Here is a 23,668-nt window from a genome sequence, read left to right on the forward strand (position 1 = left end):
CCCATGCCCCCGTGTGAGGATGAAGCATGACCACCGGAACACCCCCCAGCGACCGCCAGCAGCTCAACGAGGACTGGCTGCGCAGCCGGCGCTGGGACATTCGGCACCCGAACGGCGAGCCCGTCACCACGCTCGACGGACTCGCCCAGGTGCTCCGCGTCTCCAGGCAGGAGGCCGCCCGGCGCGTCCTGACCCAGCCGTTCGGCAAGGCTGCCCCGCAACAACTGCGAGACGAAGCCGCCCAGCAGGGTGACGGCAACCCCGCCTGATCCACTGGGCTTTAGGCGAAGTCTCGTGAAGGTTTCGCTAGTCCCGTCCTTCGCACGTCACTCGGGAGAGTGAAGATCGAATGCCTGAATTGGCGGGGTTCGACGTAGGATCGGACCCTGCCACTGCGTCCGCATCGTGAGATTCCGATGCCGTCGCCAGTTGGCTATCGATCTTCACGCCCATGTGCGAAGTCTCCGGCTAGTCGGTCGCTTGGGTCGCTGCGGCCGCGGGAGGGGACTTCTAGGAACACCAGATGTTCGTTGAAGTGTTCGATAACTTCGGTTGTGCCCGGCGCTTCGCCGGATGTTCCGCAACCGACTCTCGGAGGCGCCCACATGCGCATTCTCCTGCCTAAGACCGGAACGCTTCGACTCCTCACCAGCGTGATCGCCTCGATCACGCTGCTCCTGACCAGCGCCCAGGCAGCCCAGGCGGCGCCGATGAAGGACACCTTCACCATCCAGATGCCGGACGCCACGAACCCGCTGCCGATCGGTGCCCACGTGGGTACGCGGGAGGAGGCGGCCAAGGTGCTGGCGGCAGCCGGCGCACAGCCCGTCATCGCCCCAGCCCTGTTCCTTCTCCGCCCACCGCTCGTCCGAGAACTTCGCCGAGCAGCGGGCGCAGGCCGGGCGGCTCGCCTCCCGGCCGACACCGCCCGGATCGAGAACCTGGTGCAGCGCGGCCCGGCCGGTCTGGCACTCGGTCGGTGCGCGGTGTGGGCGGGCGTGCGGGTGGACGGAGCTGTAGGGCAACGACGAAGGGGCGGCCCGAGCGCAGGCGCACCGGCGTTCGTCCTGCTCGACTGCGGCGACGGCCCCCGCCAAGTGGTCGGGCAAGTGGCAGCGTAGACCAGGTGCCGGCGCCGGAACGGCGTGGTCTCGCCCGGCCGCTGGGCGGGTGGTCTGGTCCTGGGCGAAGCGCAGCACCGGCGGCGTGGGCAGAGCCGCCACGTCGAGGCCGAGCTCCTCGATCAGCTCGCGCAGCGCGGTCTCGGGTTCTTCGCTGTCCTCGTCCTTGACCAAGCCGCCAGGCAGCGAGGTCGCTCGTTCGAGTGGCCGGCGATGCCGGTGACGGGGCTCGTGGCCTTCGGAACCTATCCTGATTTTGATCACCGGGTGGCTCTGAAATGCCACTGCGTGCAATGCCGATGAGAGGTCACAGCGTGCCCAAGGTCAAGGTGAAGTTCCACGATGGTTCCCGGCTGAACGCGTCCTTCGAAGGGTTCGTGGACCCCGACGGGCCCGAGGGCTATGTCCTCTCTGGCACGATCAAGGTGATCTGCCTGCTCGATCGATCCAGCACGAACTTCAAGAACACGGTGGCACTCGGACACGGCGGCACGTCCGCCGAGTACACCTACGTGGAACGCGAGATCGACGGCCATGAAGAGAACGTCTTCACTATCGAGGGTCGGAAGGCCCGGGGTGTCCGGCTCAAGAACGAGACGGTGGACCTCAGGATCGGGATCAACACCGGTCTCAGCGGCCAGTTCCACTACGGGGACAAAGCGACCGCTCAACTGGGCGGGCCCCCTCAGGAGGTCACCACCTCGTTCGCCCCGGGGGAGGCGACCGGCATGGCCGTCCGGTTCGAAGGCACCGCCTGGGCCGACGGGCCGACCGGATACGTCATCCGGGGGCGTTTGAACACCACCACGAAATTCGTCTCGAACTTCGCCCAGCGCGCGACCTTCGGCCACAAGGCGTCCACGGGAACCTGGCAGTACGAGACGGCCGACATCCCCCACTCACCGGAGTTCACCGTCCGGGGGGACCGCATGAAGGACGAAGACATCAAGGTGGTCCTCGGCCTCACCTCCGGAACCTTCGGCGCCTGGAAGTACGGTGACGAGGCCTCCTACTCCCTCCCCTTGCAGTTCTGACTCGGCAGCGGGGGCGCCGGCCCGGGCAGACGCGGCGCCACAGTGCACCGTCCGGTCGGCGACCTCCCGGCCGGCGAGAGCCGGGCCGTTGCCACGGACCCTGATGCGAAACAGCTCTCGGTGCCGGGGGGGCTTCGCGGCAACACCGGCCGGCGTCATGGCGGCGCGGTCGACCTCGACCACGAGGACCGGCACCCCGGCACCGTGCCCACCCCGCCCCAGGCCCCGGACGCGCTGCCGCCGAGAACGAACGCGACCTCGGTCCCGTTGACCACCATCGCCTGCGGCGACAGCCCGGTCGGCTCCGCCCCGTGCCCGGCTTCCCGCGGCTGCGGCACTGGTGAAGGCGCACCCGTCCCCGCCGCCTGCGTGTGCCCGGGAAGCGGGGTACACGCAGGCGGCGGGGCGTGGGGTGTGTCAGGGGACGAGGAGGTTGAACGGCTGGTCCTTGACCCCTCCGTTGGTGGCGGTGGTGACGCGCACCGAGTTCGCCGGGCAGGAGCCGCCGCCGCGGCTGACGTAGATCTCGCTGTTCCAGTTGGCGCCGTTGTCCAGGGTGGCGACCGGGACGGAGCGGGCCACGTCGACGGTGCTCTTCAGCGTGATGCAGTACCGGCCCGTGCCGTCCTTGGTCACCGACTCGACCGGCCCGGCCCTGTGGGTGGCGTTGCCCGACGCGTCGACCGAGACCGCGGCCTGGGCGTACGGGGCGGTGGTGGTGTCGGTCGGGTCGGCCGCCACCGCAACACCGGCGAACACGGCACCGGTCGCCGCGACCGCGGCTGTGGCGAGGAACAGCTTGTTGCGCGCACGCATAGGGGACTCCTCAAGGGGATCGCTGGGGGACTCGCGGAACCGGCTGGCTGGTTTCCGGGCCGTCTCCATTGAGCCGCAACCGCCTCCACGCCTGCGGCACAGACACGGCCTCGGGCCGTGAATCACCCGGACTGACCTGGCACTTTCGTGGCGGTGGCGGGCAGGACCGGTCGACGGCGGCAACCGGCAGGACGTCGGGCGGCCCGCGCTCGGCGTGCGCCCGCAACGGCTGTGCGGGCCGGTCGTGGCGGCGGGGCGTGGAGGTAGACGGGCTGCGCGACCAGGAACATCACGCTGACGCAGTGGTTGAGGTTCTCCACCGTGCCCTTCAACTCCGGCCTGCGCACCGGCAGATCCTGCAACGGGACACTGTCGCACCGGGCTGTCGCGCCCAGGCACATGCAGGGGTTCAGTGGTGTCTCCCCACGTCACAGGGCACGACAGCCTCATCGTGACAGCCGCGGGCGACCGGACGCGACAAGGGGCGCGACAGCCTGGGCGCGGCGGCTGGCCAGACGTCCTGGTGCTCGCCGAGCAGCGGGCGCGGTCAGTCCCGTTCGTTCGGGGCCGAGGCGGAGGCGAGGTGGCCGAGGCCGAGCCGGCGGCGGGCCGCGGGCATCACGGGCGGCGGCCGGGCTTGATGGGGCCGGGATTCCGGGGCGCTCCGAAATTCCGGGGGTGGTGAGGATGTCTTGATGGGCCTGCTCGGCGGCGTCGATGAGCCGGCCGGAGAACAGCGTCACCACCTGGCGCAGCCGCTGTAGCGCCTCGGTGCTGTCACCGCCGCCCTGGAGCGTGGCGGCGTAGTGGTAGGCGGTGCCGGCCAGGGCTTCACCCAGGGCCACGACGCGCTGGAGCGGGCCGGGCGCCATGGCGTCGGCTCCGCCGGGTGGCGCGGGCGCCAGGTGCTGGACGGCGGCGAGGATCTGCTCATCGCGCGCCCTGGTCTCGGCCAGGCGCCGGCGGGAGGCCTTCGACTTGCAGGAGCTGTCGTCGGTGCAGTAGCGGGCGGGCCCGCCCCTGCCCTTCGGCTTCAGGGGCGCGCCGCAGACCTCACACCCCCGCGCATCGGCGGCCCCCTTGTCCTGGTCGTCGTTTCTGAGCGCTACGAAATTTGTCCTGGTCGTCGTTTCTGAGCGCTACGAAATTCACACCTCGGATCCTAGCCTTGAGCGATCTTGAGTCCGGCCGGTTTTCCGAGCCATCACCACATAGGACACGGTCTTAGCGACGAGCACCCGGTCCGGCAAGGCTGCAAGGGTCCTGCGGCGCGCCCGCTTCTCCGCAGCCGACCACGGCACCGTTCGCGGTGAGGAAAAGGGTGTCGGCCCGCGCCGCGTGGCGAGGGCCGACACCCTGGTGGTTGGGCTCGGAGGCCCGGGGTCAGCGCCCGATGAAGTTCTTTGCGATCAGCAGGTCCAGCACGTTGGTGTGGAAGTCGGGGAAGTCCATCGGAACGATCCCGAAGTGGCGGGCCTCGTTCCTGCGGGCGTTCAGGTAGTCGAACACCGGCGGCATGATCGCGTCCGCGTTCAGCTTGGGCCACTTCCCGCCCGCGTAGCTCGTGAAGTTGATGTACATCTTCGACGAGCCCTGGTTGTAGTACGCCTGGTCGAACTGGTTGACGACGGCGTGGGCCTTGGCATCGGTGCCGATGCCCTCGTACTGGTCCTGAGTGTCCATCAGCCCGGAGTTGCCCCAGTGCATCACGTCCCACGTGGAGTCGGAGCTGGTATCGAAGTCCGCGAGCAGTACGATCTTGCCGCGGGCCTCCCCGAGGCTGGGCCACCGGGGCGCGGTCCAGAACAGATTGCGGTAGCCGAAGCCGTCCAGGTGGTACTGCATGCGGCGCAGAAACTCCACCGAGTTGATCTGGTTGCTGCCCGCGTTCTCATTCCTGATCCGCATGACCAGAGCCTCGCGCGGCGACTGCTTGAAGAAGGCCCGGCACTGGTCCATCACCATGGCCAGCGTGCTGCCCTGGTAGAAGCGGTCGTGGAAGACACCGAGCCAGTTCTTGGTCTCGCGGTCGTTCAGCGGGAACCGCTGGCAGCGGATGTCCAGGAAGCGGATGCCCCGCTGGAGCTGCTCCGCGACGCCCCAGTTCTGGGTGTGCGACCACTCGGTCCCGTTCGACGGATCGGTGCAGCACGAGTCGTGGGTGCCCGGGATGGTCAACTGGGTCAGGGACAGGCCGTTGGGCAGCCCGGACATCCAACTCCCGCTGCTCCACGAGGCCGCTGCGGCCGGCGTGGCCGCGGTGATGCCGAATGCGGCGGTCAGTGCCCCGCAGCTGACTGCGGTGCTCCAGCGCAGGACGTCGCGGCGGTTCGGGTTGACGGTCATGGGCTGCTCCGGTGGTCTCGGTCAGTCGGACTCCTCCCACGGCTATACGGGGAGCACTCGAATCCCGGTTCAAGGTGGCCCGTTGAACACATCCGGTCCTCGTGATCACGTAGTGGAGCCGTACGACACCTCTGACATACCGTAGCGACCTTAGGTCCGCGCCGCTGACACGATGCGCCACGTCAAGCTGTTCCACGACCGGAGGAACGCGTGGGCCACCCGATCCGAACCGTCCGGCTCGTCCGCCTGCGCTTGCGCGCGAAGGACAAGCCGTTCGAGGAGCACCTGCACCCGCGGGACGGCCGCGGCCGGTTCGCGCACGGCTCCGGCGCGGGGCTCAACTCGCTGCTGGAGCGCATCCGAGTGGCCGCGAGCCGTCCGTCCAGGGCTCCGCGCTCCGAGCCCCGGTTCGATGAGGAGCAGCACGGCTTCGTGTTCCGGGACGGGCAGAGCGAGCGGGTCGCGAAGGCGTACAAGGCGAATGTGGTGGAGGGGATCACTCGCGATCTGCGGGACATGCCGGACGAGACGCTGCTGCTGGAGCCCGACCGGGCCTGGCTCGACAAGGTGCGCTCGGGGGAGGTGCACGCGTACGAGGACCCCGCGACCGGGATCGCCAACACCGTCTGGCCGGGCGACTCCCCGGCGGACGCATCCTGGATTCACGTTGATGCCGACCGGGCACGCGAGCTCTTGCGGCTCGACGCCGTCAACCAGGTGGTCGCCACCTGGGCGATGACCTCCAACGACGAGGACGCTCGGGCCCTCGCCCTTCAGGAGACCGCACGAGACGCCTTCGGGCTGCACCCGGCCGCCGACTGGCCCAGCACCGACCAGATCGCGCGGGAGACCGTCGACCAGCGGGCCGCCTTCGGTACCGGCCACGCGGCGATGCTGGCGGCGATGTGGGACCGCACCCAGAACCACCTGGCCGAGGCGGACCTCGGCTCCCTGACAGTGTGGCGTGGCCTGGCCACCCCCGACGGGCGGCCACCCGCCGGTTGGACAGCCGACGGCAGCACCCTCTCCGACCCGCTGCTGCGCCCCCTCTCCGCCTTCTCCCTCGACCCGGACGTCGCCCACAGCTTCGCCACGGACGAGGGACCCGGCTTCGTGATGAGCGCGATCGTGCCCGCAGAGCGGGTGATCGCGACACCGGTCACCGGGCTTGGCTGCCTGGACGAGTCGGAGGTCATCATCTTGGCCGGCCCCGGCCCCGGCACTGGCAGACCGCGGAGTAGCCCCGTACCGCTCGGCGTGACACCGCCCCGGGCCCGGTGTCACGCTGCCGGCGTCCTGATCCCCGGCAGAAGGCGGTGCGGTGCACGACTTTCCCGCTGTCACCCTTCGGCTGCGCCGCAAGAGCTGGCTCTGGGACGAGGCCCGGCACGCGCGCGACCACCAGGGCCGCTTCGCCCGCCACCCGGGTGCCGGCCGAGTCGGCCTTCCGGGCACCCTCGCGGACGACCACGCCGTGAGCCAGGACGACCTGCTCGGGAAGCGGGGTAGGTCCCCCGCGAAGCTCAAGGCCGCCATGTGCGACTCGCTTGCCCGGCGGATGGACGGCGTTCCCGACGAGCAGCTGCTGAACGACCGGCAACGCGACCGCCTCGCCCGGGTCCGTGCCGGACACCTCGCCGCGTACCGCCCGGAGTCCGGGGCCACCGGCTACGCCGACTACGTCGAGCAAGCCGACCTCGACAGCGGCGCCCGCCGGGAGCCCTGGGGCTATGTGAGGATGAACGCCGAGGAGTACCGGGACTTCGCGCGCGCCGAGGCCGTCTCCCACCACGTCGCCGGGTGGGCGGCGACCTCCAACGACCACGACCCTGATGCCCTCGCCCTCCAGGAGAGCGCCCGCCAGGCCTTCAACCTCGCCGACACCATGGCCTGGGAGCACGGGGACACCCACCTCGACGCCGAAACCGCCCAGGCTCTCGCCGAAGACGGGCCCGTGCTGCGCGCCTTCCTCACCGCCATGTGGCAGAACACCCAAGACCACTTCGCCGGCCTCGGCGTCACCCACGTCACCGTCCACCGTGGCTTTACCGGCGGCTACGACGACACCCACGTCAGCCAGATCGACGGCCAGGGCACAGTCACGGACCTGCCCCTGCGCCCGCTGTCGTCCTTCACCACCGAAGAACACGTCGCCACCGACTTCGCCACGCACGGCGGCGAGGTCCCCGACGGCTACACGATCAGCGGCGACGTTCCGGTCACCCGCATCCTGGCCGTGCCCGGGACCGGCATCGGCTGCCTGGACGAGTCCGAGATCGTCATCCTCGCAGGCCCCGGCGACTGGCACGTCCAGCAGGTCCGCGCCGAGACCGACGACGACAACTGGTACGACGAGTAGAACGAGACCCAAGCCCGCCCTCCGCCTACCGTGACCGCCACCAACCCAGCGAACCGGGAGCGACACGGTGGCACCGACCCCCAGCAGCACGCTGGACCACAAGCAGGCGACCCTCGGCGTCCTGGAGACCGACGACCAGGAGGGCACCTTCACCACGCTCGTGTCGATCACCGGACTACGCGACCACGACGGTGACGTGATCGAGCCCGGAGCCTACGCCCGCACCCTCACGGAGATCACGCCGAAGGGAGTGTGGTCGCACGACTGGAACGTGTGGACGGCCCGCACCGAGCGCACCGAGGAACTGCTGCCCGGCGACCCGCGGTTGCCCGCCGCCCTGCCCAAGGGGCAGCCCTGGCCCGCCGAGGCCGGCGCCCTCCTCGTCAAGGGCCGCTGCAACCTGGCCACCCAGGCAGGGAAGGACATGTACGCCAACCTGCTGTTCTTCGGTGACCAGGTGCAGTGGTCGATCGGCTACCAGGTCAGAACAGCCAAGCGGATCAAGGGCGTTCGCCGCATCACCGACCTGGACCTGTACGAGTACAGTCCGGTGCTGTTCGGCGCGAATGAGCACACGTCCACGCTCGATCTCAAGCAGCACCCCGGCAAGGCCCGCGGGGTCCTGGGCGAGGCCCAGGTGGAACTGGCGCCTCTGGCCGGCACGTTGGAGGAGCGGATCGACGCCATCGCCTCCGCCGTGGAGCAGCGCCTGCGTCCCACCGAAGACGACCGCCTCGAGTCCGGCACGGTGGAGATCATCGGCACCTACCCGGACCGGGTCATCGCCACCGTCTGGAGGTACACCGAGGGCGGCTTCGGCTCGACCAGCTGGGAAGTCCCGTACACGCTCTCCGGAGACGGCGTTCCGACCGTCGGCCAGCCCAGCCCCGTGCGCCTGGTCCTCGACGTCGAGGGAACCGGTCCCGACGCGGCGCTGGCCGCCCTCGCGCCCGACATCGAACGGGTCGCCTCCCAGATGAAGACCCTCGCGGACCTCCAGCACAAGGCAGGGCAGGTCCTCTCAGGCGAGAACGCCGACCGGCTCGCCTCCGCCGTGCAACACCTGGTCGCCGTGCTCACCGCCGCCGGCATCGACTGGCAGCCGCCCGAACCTCCGGCTGATGAGAGCAAGACCCTGGCCACGGAGATGCTCCAGCCGGGCGAGATCAGTGCGGCGCTCGCTCTGTTCGTCGATGCGCGGACTACGAACTGACTGGTCAGTGCGGAAGGTTCGGGATTCGCAGCCGAACCATTGCATCCGCTGGCGCCGATGGTGCTTCACTAGCAGCAGTGGTCACCGCTTCACCGCGACGGCGGCGTAGGCACTCACCTGGGCTTCGGTGATCTCCTGCTCGGCGCCGTCCGGCCGCCACCTGTGGGTAGGGCAGACCCCGGGGTCGAGGAGGTCCCAGCCGTCGAAGAATCGCTCGATCTGTTCGCGGGTGCGCATGCGGACCGTGGTGCCGGCGGCGGCGTAGACCTGGGTGATCCGCTCGGCCTCGGCCGGGCCGAAGTCGGGGGTGCCGTGGCTGATCACCAGGGCGCTGCCTGGGGCGAGGGCGTTCTTGAGCTGTTCCACGATCCGGTAGGCGGCCTGGTCGCTGGGTACGAAGTGGAGCAGCGCGTTGAGGCTCAGGGCGACGGGTGCGGTGACGTCGATGGTCCGTGCCAGCTCCTCTGAGGAGAGGATCGTGGTCGGATCTGTGATGTCGGCCTGTAGGTAGGTCGTTAGCCCCTCGGGGCTGCTCAGTAACAGGGCGCGTGCGTGGGCGAAGACGATCGGGTCGTTGTCGGTGTAGAGAACCCGAGCCCGCGGGTTGGCGGCCTGTGCGACCTCGTGGAGGTTGGGTGAGGTGGGGATGCCGGTACCGATGTCGAGGAACTGGGCGATGCCGGCTTGGGCGAGGGCGCTGGTGGAGCGGTGCACGAAGGCGCGGTTGGCGCGGGCGGCGACTCGGGCGGAGGGGAACACCGCGATCGCCTGGCCGGCGGCTTCGCGGTCGGCGGCGAAGTTCGTTGTTCCGCCGAGGTAGTAGTCGTACATGCGGGCGGAGTGGGCCCGGTGGAGTTGGAGGTCGATTTCGTCGTCCTCGTCGTTGCGCGTGTCCACCGTGCCCCCGGCCGTCTCGTCCTGCACTGCTGTCCGTGCTGCGCCATGCGGAGCGCGCCACGGCGCGCCACCGGCGGCTGCTCCTGCGGTTTCTGCCCCAGGCCGTTGCATGTCAACCCCGACGCCGCTCGGACGGGCGAACTCGACTGCCCGGGTCGGTGCTTGACCGCACTGACCAACCTAAGACACGGCGACCCGACAACCGATCAGCTAATGTAGTAGTCATACTATTACCGTCTGTCATTTTCTTTGCGCCTCCTTTGCACCCAGAGGCCCCTCCTGCGCTTGCATGTGCCTCAGGGGGACACGAGTTCCCCGAGGCACACCAGTACCGGCAGTACGCCGGTACGGGGAGGGACACCGCCATGCTGATCAACCGGGACGAGCCGCCCAACGCCGGCGGCCGTAGGGGAGGCCGGACCATGACCGATACCAGCGGAACCACGCCGGGCGGAGCGCGCCTGACGCTCACTTTCGACGCGTTCTGTGCCACGCACGAACGCGCCTGGCTGGGCTTCGTCCGTACCCAGGTCGGCCCCCGCGACAACGGCCCCGAGCTGGTGGTGGCGGCGACCAAGCAGCACCTGCGCCGCAACTGGGCCCTCGCCCTCCGGCAGGAGATCCCGGCCGCCTACGCGTGGAGGCTCCTCAAGGAGCACCTCGCGGCCTGGCGCGCCGCGCAGAGCGAGCCCGTCGCCGTGCAGACCGCGGCGCTCGATGCCGTCATCGACCACTTCCGCCGCCAGGCCCGCATCAGCCTGGAGACGCTGCCCGAGCGCATCGGCCTGATGACCGCGATCCTCGAACTGCCCGAGCGGCGACACGACAGTGTGGTACTCCGGTACTGCCTGGACCTGGACGAGCAGGAGGTCGCCGACTTCCTCGGCACCCCCCTGTCGACCCTGCGTTCCAACCTCCGCCACGCCCGCCGCCGCCTCGCCAACGCCATCGGACAGCCCGAACTCGCCGAACGGCACAAGGAGGACCAGTGAGCCGACCCGCCGCCGACCAACACCCCAGCCTGCTCACCTGGCACGCCGACCCGCACCTCGACCTGGGCCCGGACACGGACCCCGAGGAGGTCAGGATCTTCACCTGCACCAGCACCGCGCCGCCCGCCGCAGCCGCCCACATCACGGCGGCTCCGGCCCCCCTCCCGTCCGACCACGAGCAGGCATTCCACGAACTCGACCTGGCCGTCGCCCTCGTCCTCAACGCGCCCCAGGCCGGCTGGTCCCTCGACCGCCTCGTCAACTCCGACCAGGTCCACCCCGAAGGGGCGCTCGTCTTCGGCAGCCTGCTGTTCGTCACCAACCGCGCGGATGCCGCCCAGTTCTGGTGGCAGTTCGCCGCCGGCTCCGGCAACGCCACCGCCGCATACCTGCTGCACCTGTACCACCTCACCCTCGGCGAGACCCGAGATGCGGCCCACTGGCGCGGCCAGGCCGAGAGAGCCCCGACCAAACCGCGAACCCGCCGTACCCTCCAGGCCCTGACTCCGCTGCTGCCCGAGAATGTCCGGCGCGACATACTCGCCCGCTGCCACGAAGGGCTCCACCCACGACTCCCCTCAGCCCTCGAGAGCGTCATCAACCGGCTGACCATCCTGTGCGACGACGAGGACTTCGGGGAGGTGCCGCAGCCGTCGCCCACCCTCGCCGGACAACTCGCGCGCTGACCCCATCAGCGCCGACCGCGCAGCAACCAGGTTTGTGACCACCGGCTCGTGCCGTACAGTCGGTCTCACCGACGCGGGGTGGAGCAGCTCGGTAGCTCGCTGGGCTCATAACCCAGAGGTCGCAGGTTCAAATCCTGTCCCCGCTACTCAGTAGCCGAAGGGGCGGACACACGGTGTCCGCCCCTTCGGCATCCCGGACCCTGGTCAGGCCGTCCGCACGGCGTCCAGACGTCGGCGCACCTCGGCTTCTCCGAGCGTCGCCGCCACCAGGTGCAGAGCGGGGCTGCGGGTCGATCCGGTGAGCAGCACGCGGACGACCTGCGACGCCTCCTTGATCGAGCCCACGTACTTGTCGGGGTTCTGCTTGTAGGCCTTGGCGTTGTCGGCGAAGTCCAACTCGGCGGCGACGGCGCGGATCTGGTCGAACCAGGCGGCACCGTCTTCGAGGGGCTGGTAGCGGTCGAGCAGGCGCCGACTGAGCTCCTGGACCACGTTCGGAGCCAGGCCGCCGAGCCGCGGGTCGGCAGGATCAGTGACGAGGTCGAAGAGCTGCTGGAAGAAGAAGCCGTAGTGGGTGCGGAAGTCGGCCCACTTGCGGAGGTCCTTGCGCGGGTTGTCGGCTCCGTCGCGCTCGACGGCGAGGGCCCGCAGCGCGAGGTCTTCCTCGTTCTCCAGCGCTTCGGCGAGCGGCAGGTCGTAGGCCTTCGCCCACTCCTTGACGCGGTCCAGGATGGTGGCGCCGGGCAGCGCGGCGACGTGGTCGGCGCAGATGTCCTCCAGCTTCGGCAGGTCCACCAGCGCGCCCGTCACACCGCACTCCTCCAGGCGCACCCGTTCGCGCAGGGCCTGGTCGAGAGGCATCTCGGCGAGCCGGCCGTTGGCCAGGCCGCGCAGGTAGTACAGGACGGCCTCGGACGGGTAGCCGGCCTGCGCGTAGAACTCGACGTCGGCCTCGGGGTCCTTGCGCTTGCTGAGCTTGCGGCGGGTCTTGCCCTCCTGCTTCATCAGGGGGGCGATGTGGGCGTAGGGGATGCGGGGGAACCCGAGGGCGTCGAAGAGCTGGTGGTGGACCGGGACGGAGGACAGCCACTCGTCGCCGCGGATCACGATGGTGACGCCCATCAGGTGGTCGTCGACGGCGTGGGCGAGGTGGTAGGTGGGCAGGCGCAGCGGACTGTCGGAGGTCTTGAGGATGACGGTGTCGGCGCGGTTGTCGTCCATCTCGATCGTGCCGCGGATGCGGTCGTGGAAGCTGGTGCGTCCCGCGTCGGTGCCCGGGGACCGGAAGCGCACGACGTACGGGACGCCGGCGGCGAGCTGTTCTCGGACCGCGTCGTCGTCGGCGTCACGCCACGGCGCCCACTGGCCGTAGTAGCCACTGGGCACCTTCTTGGCGAGCTGGTCCGCGCGCAGGGCCTCGAGTTCGTCCTTCGTGGCGAAGCAGGGGTAGGCGCGGTGCTGGCGCAGGAGTTCGCGGACGTAGGTCTGGTAGATGCGGGCGCGCCGGGACTGGGTGTAGGGCCCGTAGAGGCCGGTGGTGTCGGTCTCGTCGGAGGCGACGCCGAAGTGGTGGAACGCGCGGTCGAAGCGGTCGACGGCACCTTCGACCTCGCGGGCCTGGTCGGTGTCCTCGATGCGGACGAAGTACGTGCCGCCGCTCTGGCGGGCGATGGCCGCGTCGATCGCGGCGACGTGGATGCCGCCGATGTGGGCGTGGCCGGTGGGGCTGGGGCAGAACCGGGTGACCTCGGCACCGGCGGGCAGCTGACGGGTGGGGTACTGCTGCTCCCAGAAGGCCGGCGCGGGCAGGTCCGGGTCGAAGAGCGCGTCGATCTCGCTGGGGTTGAGCACGGGGGTCCTCCGGGTGCGGTGTGTTCTCGCCGTGACGGCGGCCAGGCGGCGGTTCGGTCGGTGCCGGTGGGCCGGGCCGCTGGCCCGCATGGTACGCGAGCGAGCGGCCCGATCGGCCCTAACGTCGTTCGGTCGGAAGGGAGTTCGACAGGTGAGCGCCCGTCATCTTCGGGGCCGGGGTCAGGGGGGTCTCCGCGCCGTGGACGTCCACGTGCGCCGTGGCGGTCTCCACCCAGTACCGGGGCCCGGGGCGTCCCTCCTGGACGCCGCACACTGCCGTCGCACGGCGTCCTCGCAGCCGCAGGAAGTGGGCGAGGGCCTGGCTCATGGGCTGGGAGGCGCCGTTGACGAGAGGGAACGCGCAGGCCCGGCGTGCCAGGTCGGTCAGCGTCTCGCCGAGCCGCGGATCGGCGGCGGTCACCCGGGCGGGCGGAACGGACGTGCCGGGGCGCAGCTGGTGGGCGACGTTGAGCACTGCCAGGGCAACGACGTGTCGGCGGGAAGCGCGCCGCCGGTGCCGTGAGGCGGGCAGCGGCGGGCGCTCCATGGCGGGCGGGGCCAGCGGGCTGCTCAGGGTCACGGAAGGCTGTTGCGGACGGGGAGCGGGCTGGTCGAGCCACGCGGTCAGGGCGGCGGGGCGGATCCACTCCTCTCCGTGCCACAGCGGGTGCTCGGGCCGGTCGGCCTCGGACGGCAGGCGCAGACCGATGTGTTGCGCGGTGGTGGAGCCGAGCAGGTCGAGCAGGTCGCCGTGCTCGTCGGCGCGTACGGCCTGGAGGATCGTCCCGTCGGCGCTGCCGATCTTCGGGTGGAGCGCGATCTGCGGGTCCAGCCAGGCCAGGGCCGCCTGCCGCAGCAGCCACTTCGACTGGAAACCGGCGACCGAGGGCTGGAGGGCCGTGCGGCGCAGCGCGAGGGCGGGGGCGATGAGCTGGGCGTCTACAAGGGGGCTGAGGACGGCCATGCCGGGCGCCTGCGTGCTGGCGGGCTCCCACTCCGGGACCGCCGCTGCCCTGCGTGCAGAGCCCAGCGCGGACCACGTCCAGCCCTGGAGCCACCGCTCGCGGTCCGCATGCAGGGCCCGGGCCCGGGCGGAGATGACGCGCTCGGCGAGCGCGTCACCGAGCAGCGTGTCGAGGACGGAGGCCGTACGGCCGGGGGCCGGGGCGTGCCCGCGCAGGTAGCGCAGGGTGCGGTGAGCGCGCTTCAGCGCCTCCAGACCCCGTTGCTGGCTGCGCACCGCGTGGTGGCCAAGGGCCGTCGGCAGGGCCCGCGGGTGGCGGGCGAGCAGGTCGACCAGGAGCTCGTCTCGTTCGGCGAAGACCTCGTCGCCGCCATCGCCGGTGGCGATGGCATCGCAGTCGAAGTCGGCGTGGGCGACGGCGAGGATCTCCTCGAAGGCCGCCGCGAAGGGAGATCCCGTGGGGAGAGCGGTCATGGCGTTGACGTCGCGCAGAGCGGCGACCAGGCCGGGTTTGGCGGGCAGGTCGACCGGCTCGCTCGTGGCCCCGTACTGGTGCAGGAACCGGTCCCGCAGCCGCTCTTCGGCCGGCGTTCCGAGATCGCTGCCGACGTTGAGCAGCACCACGCGTTCGGGGGCGCGGCGCAGCAGGGCGGCCGCGATGAGGGTGGAGTCCAGGCCGCCGCTGAACAGGCAGGCGACACGGCGGTGCCGGGTGAGGATGCGATCGGCGAGGTCATCGAGGCGGTCGCGCAGCTGGACGGTGCTGGCCTCCAATGGCTGGGAGGCGAACGCGGGGTCGCGGTGCGGGGTCCAGGTCGCTTCGACGCGGATCGTTTTGTCGGGCCGGATCACGGCGGCGTGGCCGGGTTGCAGGGTGAGAACGCCGCGGAAGAGGGAGGGCAGCAGGCCGCGGGTCCAGCGTTCGCCGGTCAGGAACGCGGCGGCACCGTCCGGGTCGGGCGTGCGGGCGCCGACGGCCCAGGCGAGGGTACGCAGGTCGGAGGAGATCAGCAGGCTGGCGCCGTCCCAGGCGAGGTGGATTTCGGCGCGCCAGACCGGGGGCAGCTCGATGCGCAGTTCGCGGGCGGTGGCGGTGAGCACGATCGGGGTGGTGTCGAGGGCGGCCTGCCAGGCGGGGTCGGACCAGTAGGCGACGGTGGGGCCGTCGGGGTGGCGGGCGGCGAGGGCAGCGTTGACGTGTAGCGGGGCGGCCTCGTCGGCGTGGCCGGTGGCGAGCAGGTCGTCCCAGCCAGCCGTACGGGCGGCGGTCGCGGCGTCGGGCGCCCAGACAGCTCGAAGCGTCATGTCGAAGGTCCTTCCGGACGTGGGGCGTTCTGGTGGACGATGCCGGCCACGCTCGGGTGCTGGAGGAGCGTGGTGTGGTGGGCATCCAGGACGTAGACGGCGTGGCCCTGCTGCGCGAGGGCGGCCCAGCCCCAGGAGGAGTCGTCGCACGGGGCGGGCAGGACGCCCGCGAGCAGCGAGTCGTCGTACTCGTTCTCGGCGGCGCGCACCACCACGATGCGGCCCGGGTACGGACGAGGCCGGAAGCGCTCGGCAGCGGCAAGGCGGTGGCGGTAGCCGGAGGCGAGGCGGGCAGCCACTTCGGTGGTGAAGGACTCGGGCACGACCTGCTGGGCGCGAAGATCGTCCAGCAGATCGGCCATGGCCTGCTCGGGAGGGTCATGGCGCAGGTTGTACGGGTCCACAACGAGGCGCCGACCGGTTTCCCGGGCACGGTGGCTGGTGATGGCGGCCACGATCTCGGCAGCAGGAACCCGGGTGATGCTGCGGGGGCCGGGACCTGAGGGCGCGGGCATGTCGAGGACGACCACGGTGGGGGCGTGCCCGGTGGTGTCGTACACCTGTTGCGCGACGGCCAGGGCCAGGTGGCTGCCGAAGGAGAAGCCGAGGACGACATCGGGGCGAGGCACGCTCGCGGTGAGCTGCTGGTGGTGGTGGAGCGCCAGGTCCTCGATTGAGATCTCGCCCGTGACGTCGGACAGGGGCGGACCGGGCAGCGCGTGGACTTGGTGGCTGTCGCCGAGGTGGGCGGCCAGGGCGGCGAAGGCGTCGGCAGATCCGCTGATCGGATGCATGCACCACAGCGTCGACCGGCCGCCTTCGCCCCAGCTCCGGACCGCTGCGGGGTGCGGGGGCTGGCCGGCGGCCGTGGTCGACTCGATCGCGGCGACGAGGTCGCGTACCGAGGAGGCGGCGAAGTACAGCTCGGTGGGCAGGACGCGGCCGGTCTGGGCGCCGACCCGCGCGAGGACGTCGATCGCGGTGAGGGAGTCGGCGCCGTGCGCGGTGAGGTCGTCGTCCGGTCCCAGGTCGGGGTCGGCCAGGCAGCTGCGCCACGCATCCAGCAGGGTCGCGAGCAGGTCGGCCTGCGGCCTGTCGGCCAGCGCCAGCAGCTCGGGGGAGTGGGCGGTGCTCAACGGGGCGCGCACGTACCGCTCGTAGCGGTCCTCGAACGCGCCCTTGACGACGAGGACGTGTCCGCTCTGGTCGGACAGCAGCAGGCGGGTCAGGGCCTGTTCGGCTTCCCAGGGGGTGAGGCCGTCCTGGACCATGCGCTGTTCATGGGCCGAGGCGGTGGCGTCGTGGTGCTGCCAGGCGTCCCAGCCGATGCTGAGCCAGCGGGTGTGGGCGTACTCGGCGTGCAGGGCGTGGCTGTCGGTCGCCGCCGAGGCCGCGCTGTAGGCCGACAGGCCGATTGCGCCGAGCACCCCGGCGAGGGAGGACATCAGCACGACGCGCCGCACGTGGTGGCTGGCGGCTGCGGCGCGCAACGTGGCGGCGGCGTCGATCTTGAGGACGAAGTGCTGCTCGTCGTCCCACTGCGGTAGGCGGGTGCTGTCCTGGTAGGCGGCCTGGCCGGAGATTCCGGCAGCCATGACGATCCGCTCGATCCGGCCCAGGTCACGGGTGACGCGGGCGATGAGGGCCGTGAGGGCGCGGGGGTCGGTGGCGTCGCACTCCCGTACGACGATGCGGGCCGGCTGCGCGGCGAAGTCGTCGGCGAGGCGCTGGGCGTTGCGCAGGCCGGGGCCGGGCCGGGCCGCGAGCACCAGCGTGCCGCCGGTGGCGGCGAGGACGCGGGCGGCGGCCGCGCCGATCTGCCCAACACCCACGACGACCGACACACCGCCACCCGCTTCGGGCTCGGGCTCGGGCACGGGCGTGTAGGTGGGGCTCCACCAGCGTCGGCCGCGCAGGGCAAGCACGGGCTCGGCGGCCCAGTCCACGCTGCGGCGCACCGCTTCGGCCAGCGCCCAGGGCTGAGTGCCGTCCAGGTCGAGGGTGCGGATGCGGACCGCGGGCACGTCCATCGACAGCGCCCGGGCCAGGCCCGTGAGTGTGGCCGCCCGGGGGTCGCCGCCCTCGGTGCCGAGTACCGGGTGCGCGCGCCGGGTGAGCGCCACGACGTCCACGCCGCAGGCGGAGGGCCAGGCGGCGGTGCTGGCGACCAACGACGCCAGGGCGTCGTACGCGCGCCGCGCGGGCTGGGAGCCGGCACCGAGCGCGTACCCGCACACCACCAGCACCCTGCCCTGCGGAGCCTCGACGAGGCCGTCCGGCGCCCACACCACCGGGGTGCCCTCGGGGACCGCCCCGGCCAGCAGGTCGAACAGCCTGCGGCCCGTGTGGTCCTGCTCGGCCATCAGGACGACACGCGCCCAGCGAGGAGCCTCGGCGCCGCGGTGTCCAGACCACTGGGTCCAGTTGCTGCGCCGGAACTCCACCTGTGCCCCGGCGGGCTCGGCGGTGCCGATGCTGGCGGTGGTGCCGGTGCCGGTGCCGGTGCCGGGCTCGGGCCAGATCCGGCGGGGCCGGTAGCCCGCATCCCGGAGCGTTGCCGAACGCGGCCCGGCAGCGGTGTCCGACGGCGGGGGCTCCTCCAGGACGACGTGGGCGTTGGTGCCGCCGACGCCGAAGCTGCTCACCCCAGCCCTGCGCACCCCTTCGGTCGGCGCCCAGGGCTGGGGGCGGGTCAGGACCCGCAGGGGCGCGGCGCCGGAGGCCAGGGCAGGGGCGGGCGTGGTGTGGTTGACCGTGCTGGGCAGCACGGCGTGGTGCACGGCCAGACTGGCGCGGATCAGCCCGATCACGCCGGCCGCGATGTCCAGGTGCCCGATCGCGCCCTTCGCGGACCCCAGCGTCACGCCACCCGGATCGGAGCGGGAGGCGAACACGTCGGCGAGAGCTTGGAGTTCGACCTGATCGCCGAGGGCGGTCCCGGTGCCGTGCGTCTCGACGTAGCCGATCTGCCCGCCGTCGAGGCCTGCGCGGGCCAGCGCCGCACGGATCACCTCCGCCTGTCCGCTCCCGCTCGGCGCGGTGAACCCGTTCGAGCGCCCGCCGTCGTTGGTGACGGCCGAGCCGCGGATCACCGCGTAGATGCGCGACCCGTCGGCCACGGCGTCCTCCAGGCGGCGCAGCGCCACCAGGGCCGCGCCGTCGCCCATCACCGTGCCGTCAGCGGCGGCGTCGAAGGGACGGCAGACGCCGGAGGCACTGTGGATCGACGCGCTCTCGTACTGCCAGCCCGGGGAATGGGGCAGGACGATGGACGCTCCGCCGGCCAGCGCCTGATCGGCCTCGCGCAGCAGCAGGGCCTGGCAGGCCAGGTGGACCGCCACCAGGGAGGACGAACAGGCGGTCTGCACGGCGACGCACGGTCCCCGCAGTCCGAGCCGGTAGGCGAGCCTGGTGGCGGCGAAGTCCTGGGCGGTGCCGGCTTCGAACTCCAGAGCGCTGATCGGGCCGGAGCGGGCCAGCAGGTCGCGGTAGCCGCTGTGGTTGGTGCTGCAGAACACCGCGGTCCGCTCGCGGACGGGGGTGTTCTGCGGGCGGCCGGCGTCCGCGTCGGCCAGGGCCTGCCAGGCGCACTCCAACAGGAGGCGCTGCTGCGGGTCGCAGGTCAGGGCCTCGCGCGGCGACATGCCGAAGAAGGCGGGGTCGAACAGAGCGACGTCCGTATCCAGGTGTCCCCGGGCGTAGAGGTGAGAGCCGTCCGTGGAGCGGGTGACGCTGCTCTGGTGGGCGAGGACGTTGTCCCATAGCTCCTGGACGCTGTCGGCGCCGGGCACACGGGCGGCCATGCCGACGACCGCGATGGCGTCCTCGGGGATCGGCGTCATGACCTACCCTCCGCCCCGGTGCGGCGCCGGCGCAGGACGTCTCGTGCCTCGTTCTGCTGGGTGGCGAGGTGGCGTTGGGCGGGCGCCTGCTCTTCCTCGCCGTCGACGTGGGCGGCGAGCGCGCGCACGGTCGGGTTGTCCAGGCAGTCAGCGGCCGTGACGTCGATACCCCGCTCTCCCAGGCGGACCACCCACGTGAGCAGGTCGATCGAGGTCCCGCCCGCCTCCGCGAACCGCTCGTCAGGACCCGCAGGAGGGCGGCCCAGCGCCCCCTGCCAGGCCTCGGCGACGGCGCGCTGCGTCGCCGTTGCCCAAGCCGTGTCCGGCACGTCGGGCCCGGTGGCGGGCAGGAGGTCGGGCAGGCGGTGCCGGTTGACCTTGCCGTGCGCGGTCGCCGGGAGCGCGTCCAGAGTCACGACGCGGTGCGGGACGAGGTGCGCGGGCACCCGCCCGGCCAGCCAGTTCCGCACCCGGGCCGCGAGTTCGGCCGGGTCAGTTCCGGCGACGGGGACCACGAACGCCACCAGGCGCGTCGCTCCGCCGAGCGTGCCCGGCACGGCCACGGCCGCCGCGTGGGCCACCACCTCGCTCGCCGCCAGGTGGCGCTCGAGCTCCGTCAGGTCCACGCGCGTACCGTTGACCTTGACCTGGGCGTCCGTGCGGCCCAGCACCCGCAGCTCCCCCGTCGTGTCCAGCAGACCCAGGTCACCGGTGCGGTAGTAACGCCCCGGCGGCAGAGAACCGGCGCCCGGCACCTCTACGAACCGGGCGGCCGTCGCGGCAGGAGCGTCGAGATAGCCGTCGGCGAGGCATTCGCCGCCGATCCACACCTCTCCGACCTCTCCCGCGTCAAGCGGGACGCCGTCCTCACCGATCACCCGTACGGTGCTGTTCCCAAGCGCGGCGCCCACGGAGTCGCTGGGCACCGGGCGCTCCAGGTCGAAGATGCGCACGGTCGAGGTGATGCCGGCCTCCGTCACCCCGTAGACGTGCGCCATCGGCAGCCCCCGCTCCAAGGACTCCTCGATCAACGCGGGCGGTGCCTGCTCGCCGCCCATGAGCAGCAACCGCAGCGACACCGGCACCGGAGTCGGCTGGACGCGCAGGTACTGCACGAGCAACTGCCAGTAGACGGTGGTCAGTTCCGCGACAGTGACGCCTCGCCGCTCCAGTTCGCGCAGAAGCTGGGCAGGATCGTCGGGCTGCGCCGACGTCAGGACCGCGGTGCCACCCGCGCACCACACGGGCAGCAGCTCCTCGAACACCACGTCGAAGGACGGCGGCGCCAGTTGGAGGAAACGGTCCCGCGCGCTCAGGCCGACAGCGTCGTTGAACGCCCGGCAGTAGGCGCCCAGCGCCCGGTGGGAGAGCGCGACCGGCTTGGGCCGTCCGGTCGACCCGGAGGTGTGCATGACGTAGGCCGCGCCCGGCACGGTTCGCGCGCCCGCCACCACGGGCTCCTGAAGAAGTACGGTGCCCGGTGTCTCGCCGTCCACCAGGGCGCCGGCCAAGCCGACCCGTTCGGAGACCTCCCGCACCCACACCGGCGGGGCGTCCGCGTTCAACGGCACCGCGACCGCACCGGCCAGCCACACCGCCAGCAGGGCGCGGCAGAAGGCGTGCCGGTCCGCCGTCCGGATGCCCACCAGGACGTCGGGCGCGACACCGGCGGCGCGCAGCCGCGCCGCGGTGGACTCGGCCTGCCGGTGCAGCTCGGCGTAGGTGTGGGTCCCGGTCGCCGGGCTGTCGATCGCCACACCGTCGGGGTTGGCGGCCACGCTGTGCCACCACATGCCCGGGAAGGTGTCGTCGTCGTGGTTCACTCGGCCTCCTCGGCCATGGTGTCCAGCAGGTGGGAGAGGGCGTCCAGGCCGGCGGCGAGGTCGGTGGTCGTACCTCCGAAGCCGAGTCGCACACGGCCGGGGACGCCGAAGCACTCGCCGGGTACGAGCAGCACCCGGTACTCGCGCATCAGCCGCTCGCACAGCGCCATCGTGTCCGGGACGCGGGTGAGGTGCGGGAAGACGACGACGCCCGCCCCCGCGGTGGCGGACACCTGGTCCGGGCGTGCGGAGAGCCATCCGTGCACCAGCCGCCTGTTGGCGGCCGCGGTCAGCATGCGCGGCTCGATCAGGTGCTCGGCCCCGTCCAGCGCCCGCTGCGCCACCCACTCGACCAGCGGCGAGAGCGCGAGAGTGGTGTAGTCGCGCACCCCCACGGCGGCATGCACGATCTCGGGCGCCGCGATGCCCCAGCCCACCCGCAGCCCCGGCAGACCGAACGCCTTCGACATGGTCCCGAAGCACAGGGCCCGCTCGTAGTGCGTCGGGGCCGGCAGCGCCGGTGCGTCGAACACCAGGTCCTCGAACGCGCCGTCCCACAGCAGGTAGCAGCCGTGCCGCTCCACGATCGAGACGAGTTCGGTCAGCTCCGCCGAGGTGAGGGTGGCACCGGTGGGGTTGTGCGGGAAGTTCACGATCACCGCCCGCGTGCTGCTGGTGACAAGGCGCCGCAACTCCTCAAGGTCCGGGCGGAACCCGTCCTCCGGCCGCAGCCGCCACCGGCGCACCCGGCAGCCGCGCGCCCGCACCGGAGCGAGCAGCGAGTGGTACGCCGGCTCCACGACGACCACCTCGTCCCCCGGCTCCAGCAGCGCCGCCAGGCAGAGCAGCTGGGCCTCCGTCGAGCCGTTGCCCACCAGCACCCGTCCGGCGTCGCCGAGGCCGTAGCGCGCGGTAATCAGTGCCCGCAGCTCGTCGCCACCAGCGGACTGCGAGTCCCGCAGGGACACCACGGCCAGCTCCTCCATGTCGAAGCCGAGTAGGCCCCGAAGATCCGCCACCGTGTAGGGCTCGACACCGCTGGAGCTGATGTCGATGTCGGCCTCGTGGTACCGCTCGCGCAGGAAGTCCTCCAGGAGGGCGCGCTCCACCAGCGGTCGCATCAGCCCACCACCTGGGCGAGCAGGCTCGGTCGGGCGGCACGGGACTTGCGCAGGTCCCGGGTGACCAGCACGCGCTTGAGCCAGCGGTCCGTGCCGTCGTAGCGGGCCTCGAACGGTACCCGGCCGTGGACGGCCCGGAAGTTGTCGACGATCAAGATGGCGCCCGGCTCCAGCACGACGTTGCGCAGCCGACGGTCGATCTCGCGCGTCAGGCGCTCCAGGGTGGCCAGTGCCTCGGTATCGGACGGGTCGATCGCCCCCCAGAACGAGCGGTCCGCCCGCAGGTAGCCGCCCTCCAGCAGCGCGACCGCCGGCGGCGCGGCGAACATCGCCTCGATTCCCTCAAAATCGGCTCCGCCGGCGGCCGAGTTGTTCGACACCAGGTGCGAGTTGTCCGGCAGGATGCGGAACCTGGGCTCGCCCAGAACCCGCCGGTCCGCCGCGCTCAACCGCAGGTCGTCCACGACGGCGACGGTCGTGGCCGTGGTGGTGGGGTTGCGCACGCACGCCAGGGCGAGCCAGTCGGGGCGCAGCGGGTGAAACGCATCCTCGGTGTGCCAGTCCAGCAGGACGTCGGCCGCCGTCCCGAGCTGCTGGCCCTCGTTCTCCTTGATCGGCAGGACGTCGTGGATCACCCGGCCGTCTTGCTGCGTGGCCCAGCCGAACGCGTCGCCGAGCAGCCCCGCGTAGAGCACGAGCGTCAGGTCCAGCGCCAGCGTCGGGGACGGGTCAGGCAGCGCGTTCCAGTGCGCGGGGGTGGGGCCAGCCTCGGCGTCATCGACGTGGTGGCCGTGGATCACGGTGTAGCCGGGCTCGCGGCGCCGCAGTTCGTTCAGGTGCTCCTGGACCCGGTGCGGCAGCGCCCGGGCGAGCACCGGGGCGCGCTCCAGCAGCTCGGGGTCCTCCGCGCTGGCGTACTGGTCGGCCAGGGACGCGAGCAGCAAGGAGGTCTCCTCGCGCTCGGAGTCGGTCAGGAACAGGTCCATGCGTGGCTCCTTCAGGTCTTCGCGCCCACGGCCGCCCGGCAGGAGCCGGCGGCAGCGGGGGACGGGTGGCGCGCTGCCAGCCGGTGCCTTCGGGATCGCGGGCAGTGGCTGTGCAGGTGGTTCTCGGGCTGGACGAGATCGACGGGACCGACGAGAGGGCGCCGGGCTGAGGCCGAGGTGGGGGCGCGCATCCGGGCTCTGTGCAACGGATCGCGGCAGCACGCGACGTCATAAGGAGTGACCTTTCGCTCACTCCTCGTTGCCGCCTTCACAGCATGCCCCTACGGAAGGTGGTTGGGCAATATGCCCCTC

The 23,668-nt window shown here is 71.6% G+C and carries 17 protein-coding genes, 1 tRNA gene and 1 pseudogene; 9 read left to right on the plus strand and 10 right to left on the minus strand.

Going from position 1 to position 23,668, the window contains the following annotated elements; all coding sequences use genetic code 11:
- Window positions 1-26 precede the first annotated feature (26 nt).
- Both ACIQVZ_RS33515 and ACIQVZ_RS33520 read left to right on the plus strand, forming a co-directional pair.
- Complete coding sequence (locus ACIQVZ_RS33515; RefSeq protein ID WP_402455226.1) at window positions 27-269, plus strand: hypothetical protein; 243 nt, start codon at window positions 27-29, stop codon at window positions 267-269.
- 336 nt (window positions 270-605) lie between these two features.
- Complete coding sequence (locus tag ACIQVZ_RS33520; RefSeq protein ID WP_402455286.1) at window positions 606-1,121, plus strand: hypothetical protein; 516 nt, start codon at window positions 606-608, stop codon at window positions 1,119-1,121.
- A 102-nt stretch (window positions 1,122-1,223) separates the two neighbouring features.
- On the opposite strand, the pseudogene ACIQVZ_RS33525 reads toward ACIQVZ_RS33520, so the two are convergent.
- Window positions 1,224-1,406: pseudogene (locus tag ACIQVZ_RS33525) on the minus strand (NUDIX domain-containing protein); the annotation flags it as partial.
- Window positions 1,407-1,435: 29 nt separating this feature from the next.
- Between ACIQVZ_RS33525 and ACIQVZ_RS33530 the strand changes: the two are divergent.
- Entirely contained in the window at window positions 1,436-2,155 is a 720-nt protein-coding gene (locus tag ACIQVZ_RS33530; RefSeq protein ID WP_402455229.1) for a hypothetical protein, read from the plus strand.
- Between the two features lie 417 nt (window positions 2,156-2,572).
- Here the strand turns inward: ACIQVZ_RS33530 and ACIQVZ_RS33535 are convergent, their stop codons facing one another.
- Window positions 2,573-2,971: a hypothetical protein gene (locus tag ACIQVZ_RS33535; protein ID WP_402455232.1), complete on the minus strand. Its 399-nt coding sequence runs from the start codon at window positions 2,969-2,971 to the stop codon at window positions 2,573-2,575.
- A gap of 1,383 nt (window positions 2,972-4,354) precedes the next feature.
- A complete protein-coding gene (locus ACIQVZ_RS33540) occupies window positions 4,355-5,317 on the minus strand; it encodes a phosphatidylinositol-specific phospholipase C (protein WP_402455234.1) in 963 nt (320 codons plus the stop codon).
- Between the two features lie 210 nt (window positions 5,318-5,527).
- On the opposite strand from ACIQVZ_RS33540, the gene ACIQVZ_RS33545 reads away from it, so the two are divergent.
- From ACIQVZ_RS33545 to ACIQVZ_RS33555, 3 genes are all read left to right on the plus strand, one after another.
- The gene (locus ACIQVZ_RS33545) at window positions 5,528-6,826 is read left to right on the plus strand and encodes a hypothetical protein (protein ID WP_402455237.1); all 1,299 of its coding nucleotides are present in this window, start codon (window positions 5,528-5,530) and stop codon (window positions 6,824-6,826) included.
- Window positions 6,792-7,676 carry a hypothetical protein gene (locus ACIQVZ_RS33550; RefSeq protein ID WP_402455239.1) on the plus strand — a complete coding sequence of 295 codons (885 nt, stop codon included), beginning with the start codon at window positions 6,792-6,794 and terminating at the stop codon, window positions 7,674-7,676. Before ACIQVZ_RS33545 ends, ACIQVZ_RS33550 begins: the two co-directional genes overlap by 35 nt.
- 67 nt (window positions 7,677-7,743) lie before the next feature.
- Window positions 7,744-8,889 (plus strand): HK97 family phage prohead protease, encoded by a 1,146-nt coding sequence (locus ACIQVZ_RS33555; RefSeq protein ID WP_402455241.1) that lies wholly within the window; start codon window positions 7,744-7,746, stop codon window positions 8,887-8,889.
- Window positions 8,890-8,970: 81 nt separating this feature from the next.
- Here ACIQVZ_RS33555 and ACIQVZ_RS33560 read toward each other — a convergent pair whose 3' ends face one another.
- Entirely contained in the window at window positions 8,971-9,813 is an 843-nt protein-coding gene (locus tag ACIQVZ_RS33560; RefSeq protein WP_402455243.1) for an SAM-dependent methyltransferase, read from the minus strand.
- Window positions 9,814-10,208: 395 nt separating this feature from the next.
- Here ACIQVZ_RS33560 and ACIQVZ_RS33565 point away from each other — a divergent pair, with 395 nt between their 5' ends.
- The 3 genes from ACIQVZ_RS33565 to ACIQVZ_RS33575 all read left to right on the plus strand — a co-directional run bounded on the left by ACIQVZ_RS33565 (window position 10,209) and on the right by ACIQVZ_RS33575 (window position 11,610).
- Window positions 10,209-10,778, plus strand: a complete 570-nt coding sequence (locus ACIQVZ_RS33565; protein WP_402455246.1) for a sigma factor-like helix-turn-helix DNA-binding protein — start codon at window positions 10,209-10,211, stop codon at window positions 10,776-10,778.
- The gene (locus tag ACIQVZ_RS33570) at window positions 10,775-11,464 is read left to right on the plus strand and encodes a hypothetical protein (RefSeq protein ID WP_402455248.1); all 690 of its coding nucleotides are present in this window, start codon (window positions 10,775-10,777) and stop codon (window positions 11,462-11,464) included. The genes ACIQVZ_RS33565 and ACIQVZ_RS33570 overlap by 4 nt, the downstream gene beginning before the upstream one ends.
- 72 nt (window positions 11,465-11,536) lie before the next feature.
- A tRNA-Met gene (locus ACIQVZ_RS33575) sits at window positions 11,537-11,610 on the plus strand.
- Window positions 11,611-11,668: 58 nt separating this feature from the next.
- Here ACIQVZ_RS33575 and ACIQVZ_RS33580 read toward each other — a convergent pair.
- From ACIQVZ_RS33580 to gntD, 6 genes are all read right to left on the minus strand, one after another.
- The gene (locus ACIQVZ_RS33580) at window positions 11,669-13,315 is read right to left on the minus strand and encodes a glutamate--tRNA ligase (RefSeq protein ID WP_402455250.1); all 1,647 of its coding nucleotides are present in this window, start codon (window positions 13,313-13,315) and stop codon (window positions 11,669-11,671) included.
- Between the two features lie 118 nt (window positions 13,316-13,433).
- Complete coding sequence (locus tag ACIQVZ_RS33585) at window positions 13,434-15,584, minus strand: asparagine synthase-related protein (RefSeq protein ID WP_402455251.1); 2,151 nt, start codon at window positions 15,582-15,584, stop codon at window positions 13,434-13,436.
- Window positions 15,581-19,426: an SDR family NAD(P)-dependent oxidoreductase gene (locus ACIQVZ_RS33590; protein ID WP_402455254.1), complete on the minus strand. Its 3,846-nt coding sequence runs from the start codon at window positions 19,424-19,426 to the stop codon at window positions 15,581-15,583. Before ACIQVZ_RS33590 ends, ACIQVZ_RS33585 begins: the two co-directional genes overlap by 4 nt.
- On the minus strand, window positions 19,423-21,249 hold the full coding sequence (locus tag ACIQVZ_RS33595; protein WP_402455256.1) for a non-ribosomal peptide synthetase: 1,827 nt from the start codon (window positions 21,247-21,249) through the stop codon (window positions 19,423-19,425). The genes ACIQVZ_RS33590 and ACIQVZ_RS33595 overlap by 4 nt, the downstream gene beginning before the upstream one ends.
- Window positions 21,246-22,370, minus strand: coding sequence for a capreomycidine synthase (vioD, locus tag ACIQVZ_RS33600; protein ID WP_402455259.1), 1,125 nt, complete (start codon window positions 22,368-22,370; stop codon window positions 21,246-21,248). The genes ACIQVZ_RS33595 and vioD overlap by 4 nt, the downstream gene beginning before the upstream one ends.
- The gene (gntD, locus tag ACIQVZ_RS33605; RefSeq protein WP_402455261.1) at window positions 22,370-23,356 is read right to left on the minus strand and encodes a guanitoxin biosynthesis L-enduracididine beta-hydroxylase GntD; all 987 of its coding nucleotides are present in this window, start codon (window positions 23,354-23,356) and stop codon (window positions 22,370-22,372) included. The genes vioD and gntD overlap by 1 nt, the downstream gene beginning before the upstream one ends.
- Between the last annotated feature and the right edge of the window lie 312 nt (window positions 23,357-23,668).

The sequence above is a fragment of the Kitasatospora sp. NPDC098663 genome (genome assembly GCF_044760075.1).
Taxonomy (GTDB): Bacteria; Actinomycetota; Actinomycetes; order Streptomycetales; family Streptomycetaceae; genus Kitasatospora.

Excerpts from the sequence above, each read along its gene's own strand:
- vioD (WP_402455259.1), bottom strand. The coding sequence starts at position 22,370 with ATGCGACCGCTGGTGGAGCGCGCCCTCCTGGAGGACTTCCTGCGCGAG.
- ACIQVZ_RS33515 (WP_402455226.1), top strand. The coding sequence starts at position 27 with ATGACCACCGGAACACCCCCCAGCGACCGCCAGCAGCTCAACGAGGAC.
- ACIQVZ_RS33540 (WP_402455234.1), bottom strand. The coding sequence starts at position 5,317 with ATGACCGTCAACCCGAACCGCCGCGACGTCCTGCGCTGGAGCACCGCA.
- ACIQVZ_RS33590 (WP_402455254.1), bottom strand. The coding sequence starts at position 19,426 with ATGACGCCGATCCCCGAGGACGCCATCGCGGTCGTCGGCATGGCCGCC.
- ACIQVZ_RS33565 (WP_402455246.1), top strand. The coding sequence starts at position 10,209 with ATGACCGATACCAGCGGAACCACGCCGGGCGGAGCGCGCCTGACGCTC.
- gntD (WP_402455261.1), bottom strand. The coding sequence starts at position 23,356 with ATGGACCTGTTCCTGACCGACTCCGAGCGCGAGGAGACCTCCTTGCTG.
- ACIQVZ_RS33535 (WP_402455232.1), bottom strand. The coding sequence starts at position 2,971 with ATGCGTGCGCGCAACAAGCTGTTCCTCGCCACAGCCGCGGTCGCGGCG.
- ACIQVZ_RS33520 (WP_402455286.1), top strand. The coding sequence starts at position 606 with ATGCGCATTCTCCTGCCTAAGACCGGAACGCTTCGACTCCTCACCAGC.
- ACIQVZ_RS33585 (WP_402455251.1), bottom strand. The coding sequence starts at position 15,584 with ATGACGCTTCGAGCTGTCTGGGCGCCCGACGCCGCGACCGCCGCCCGT.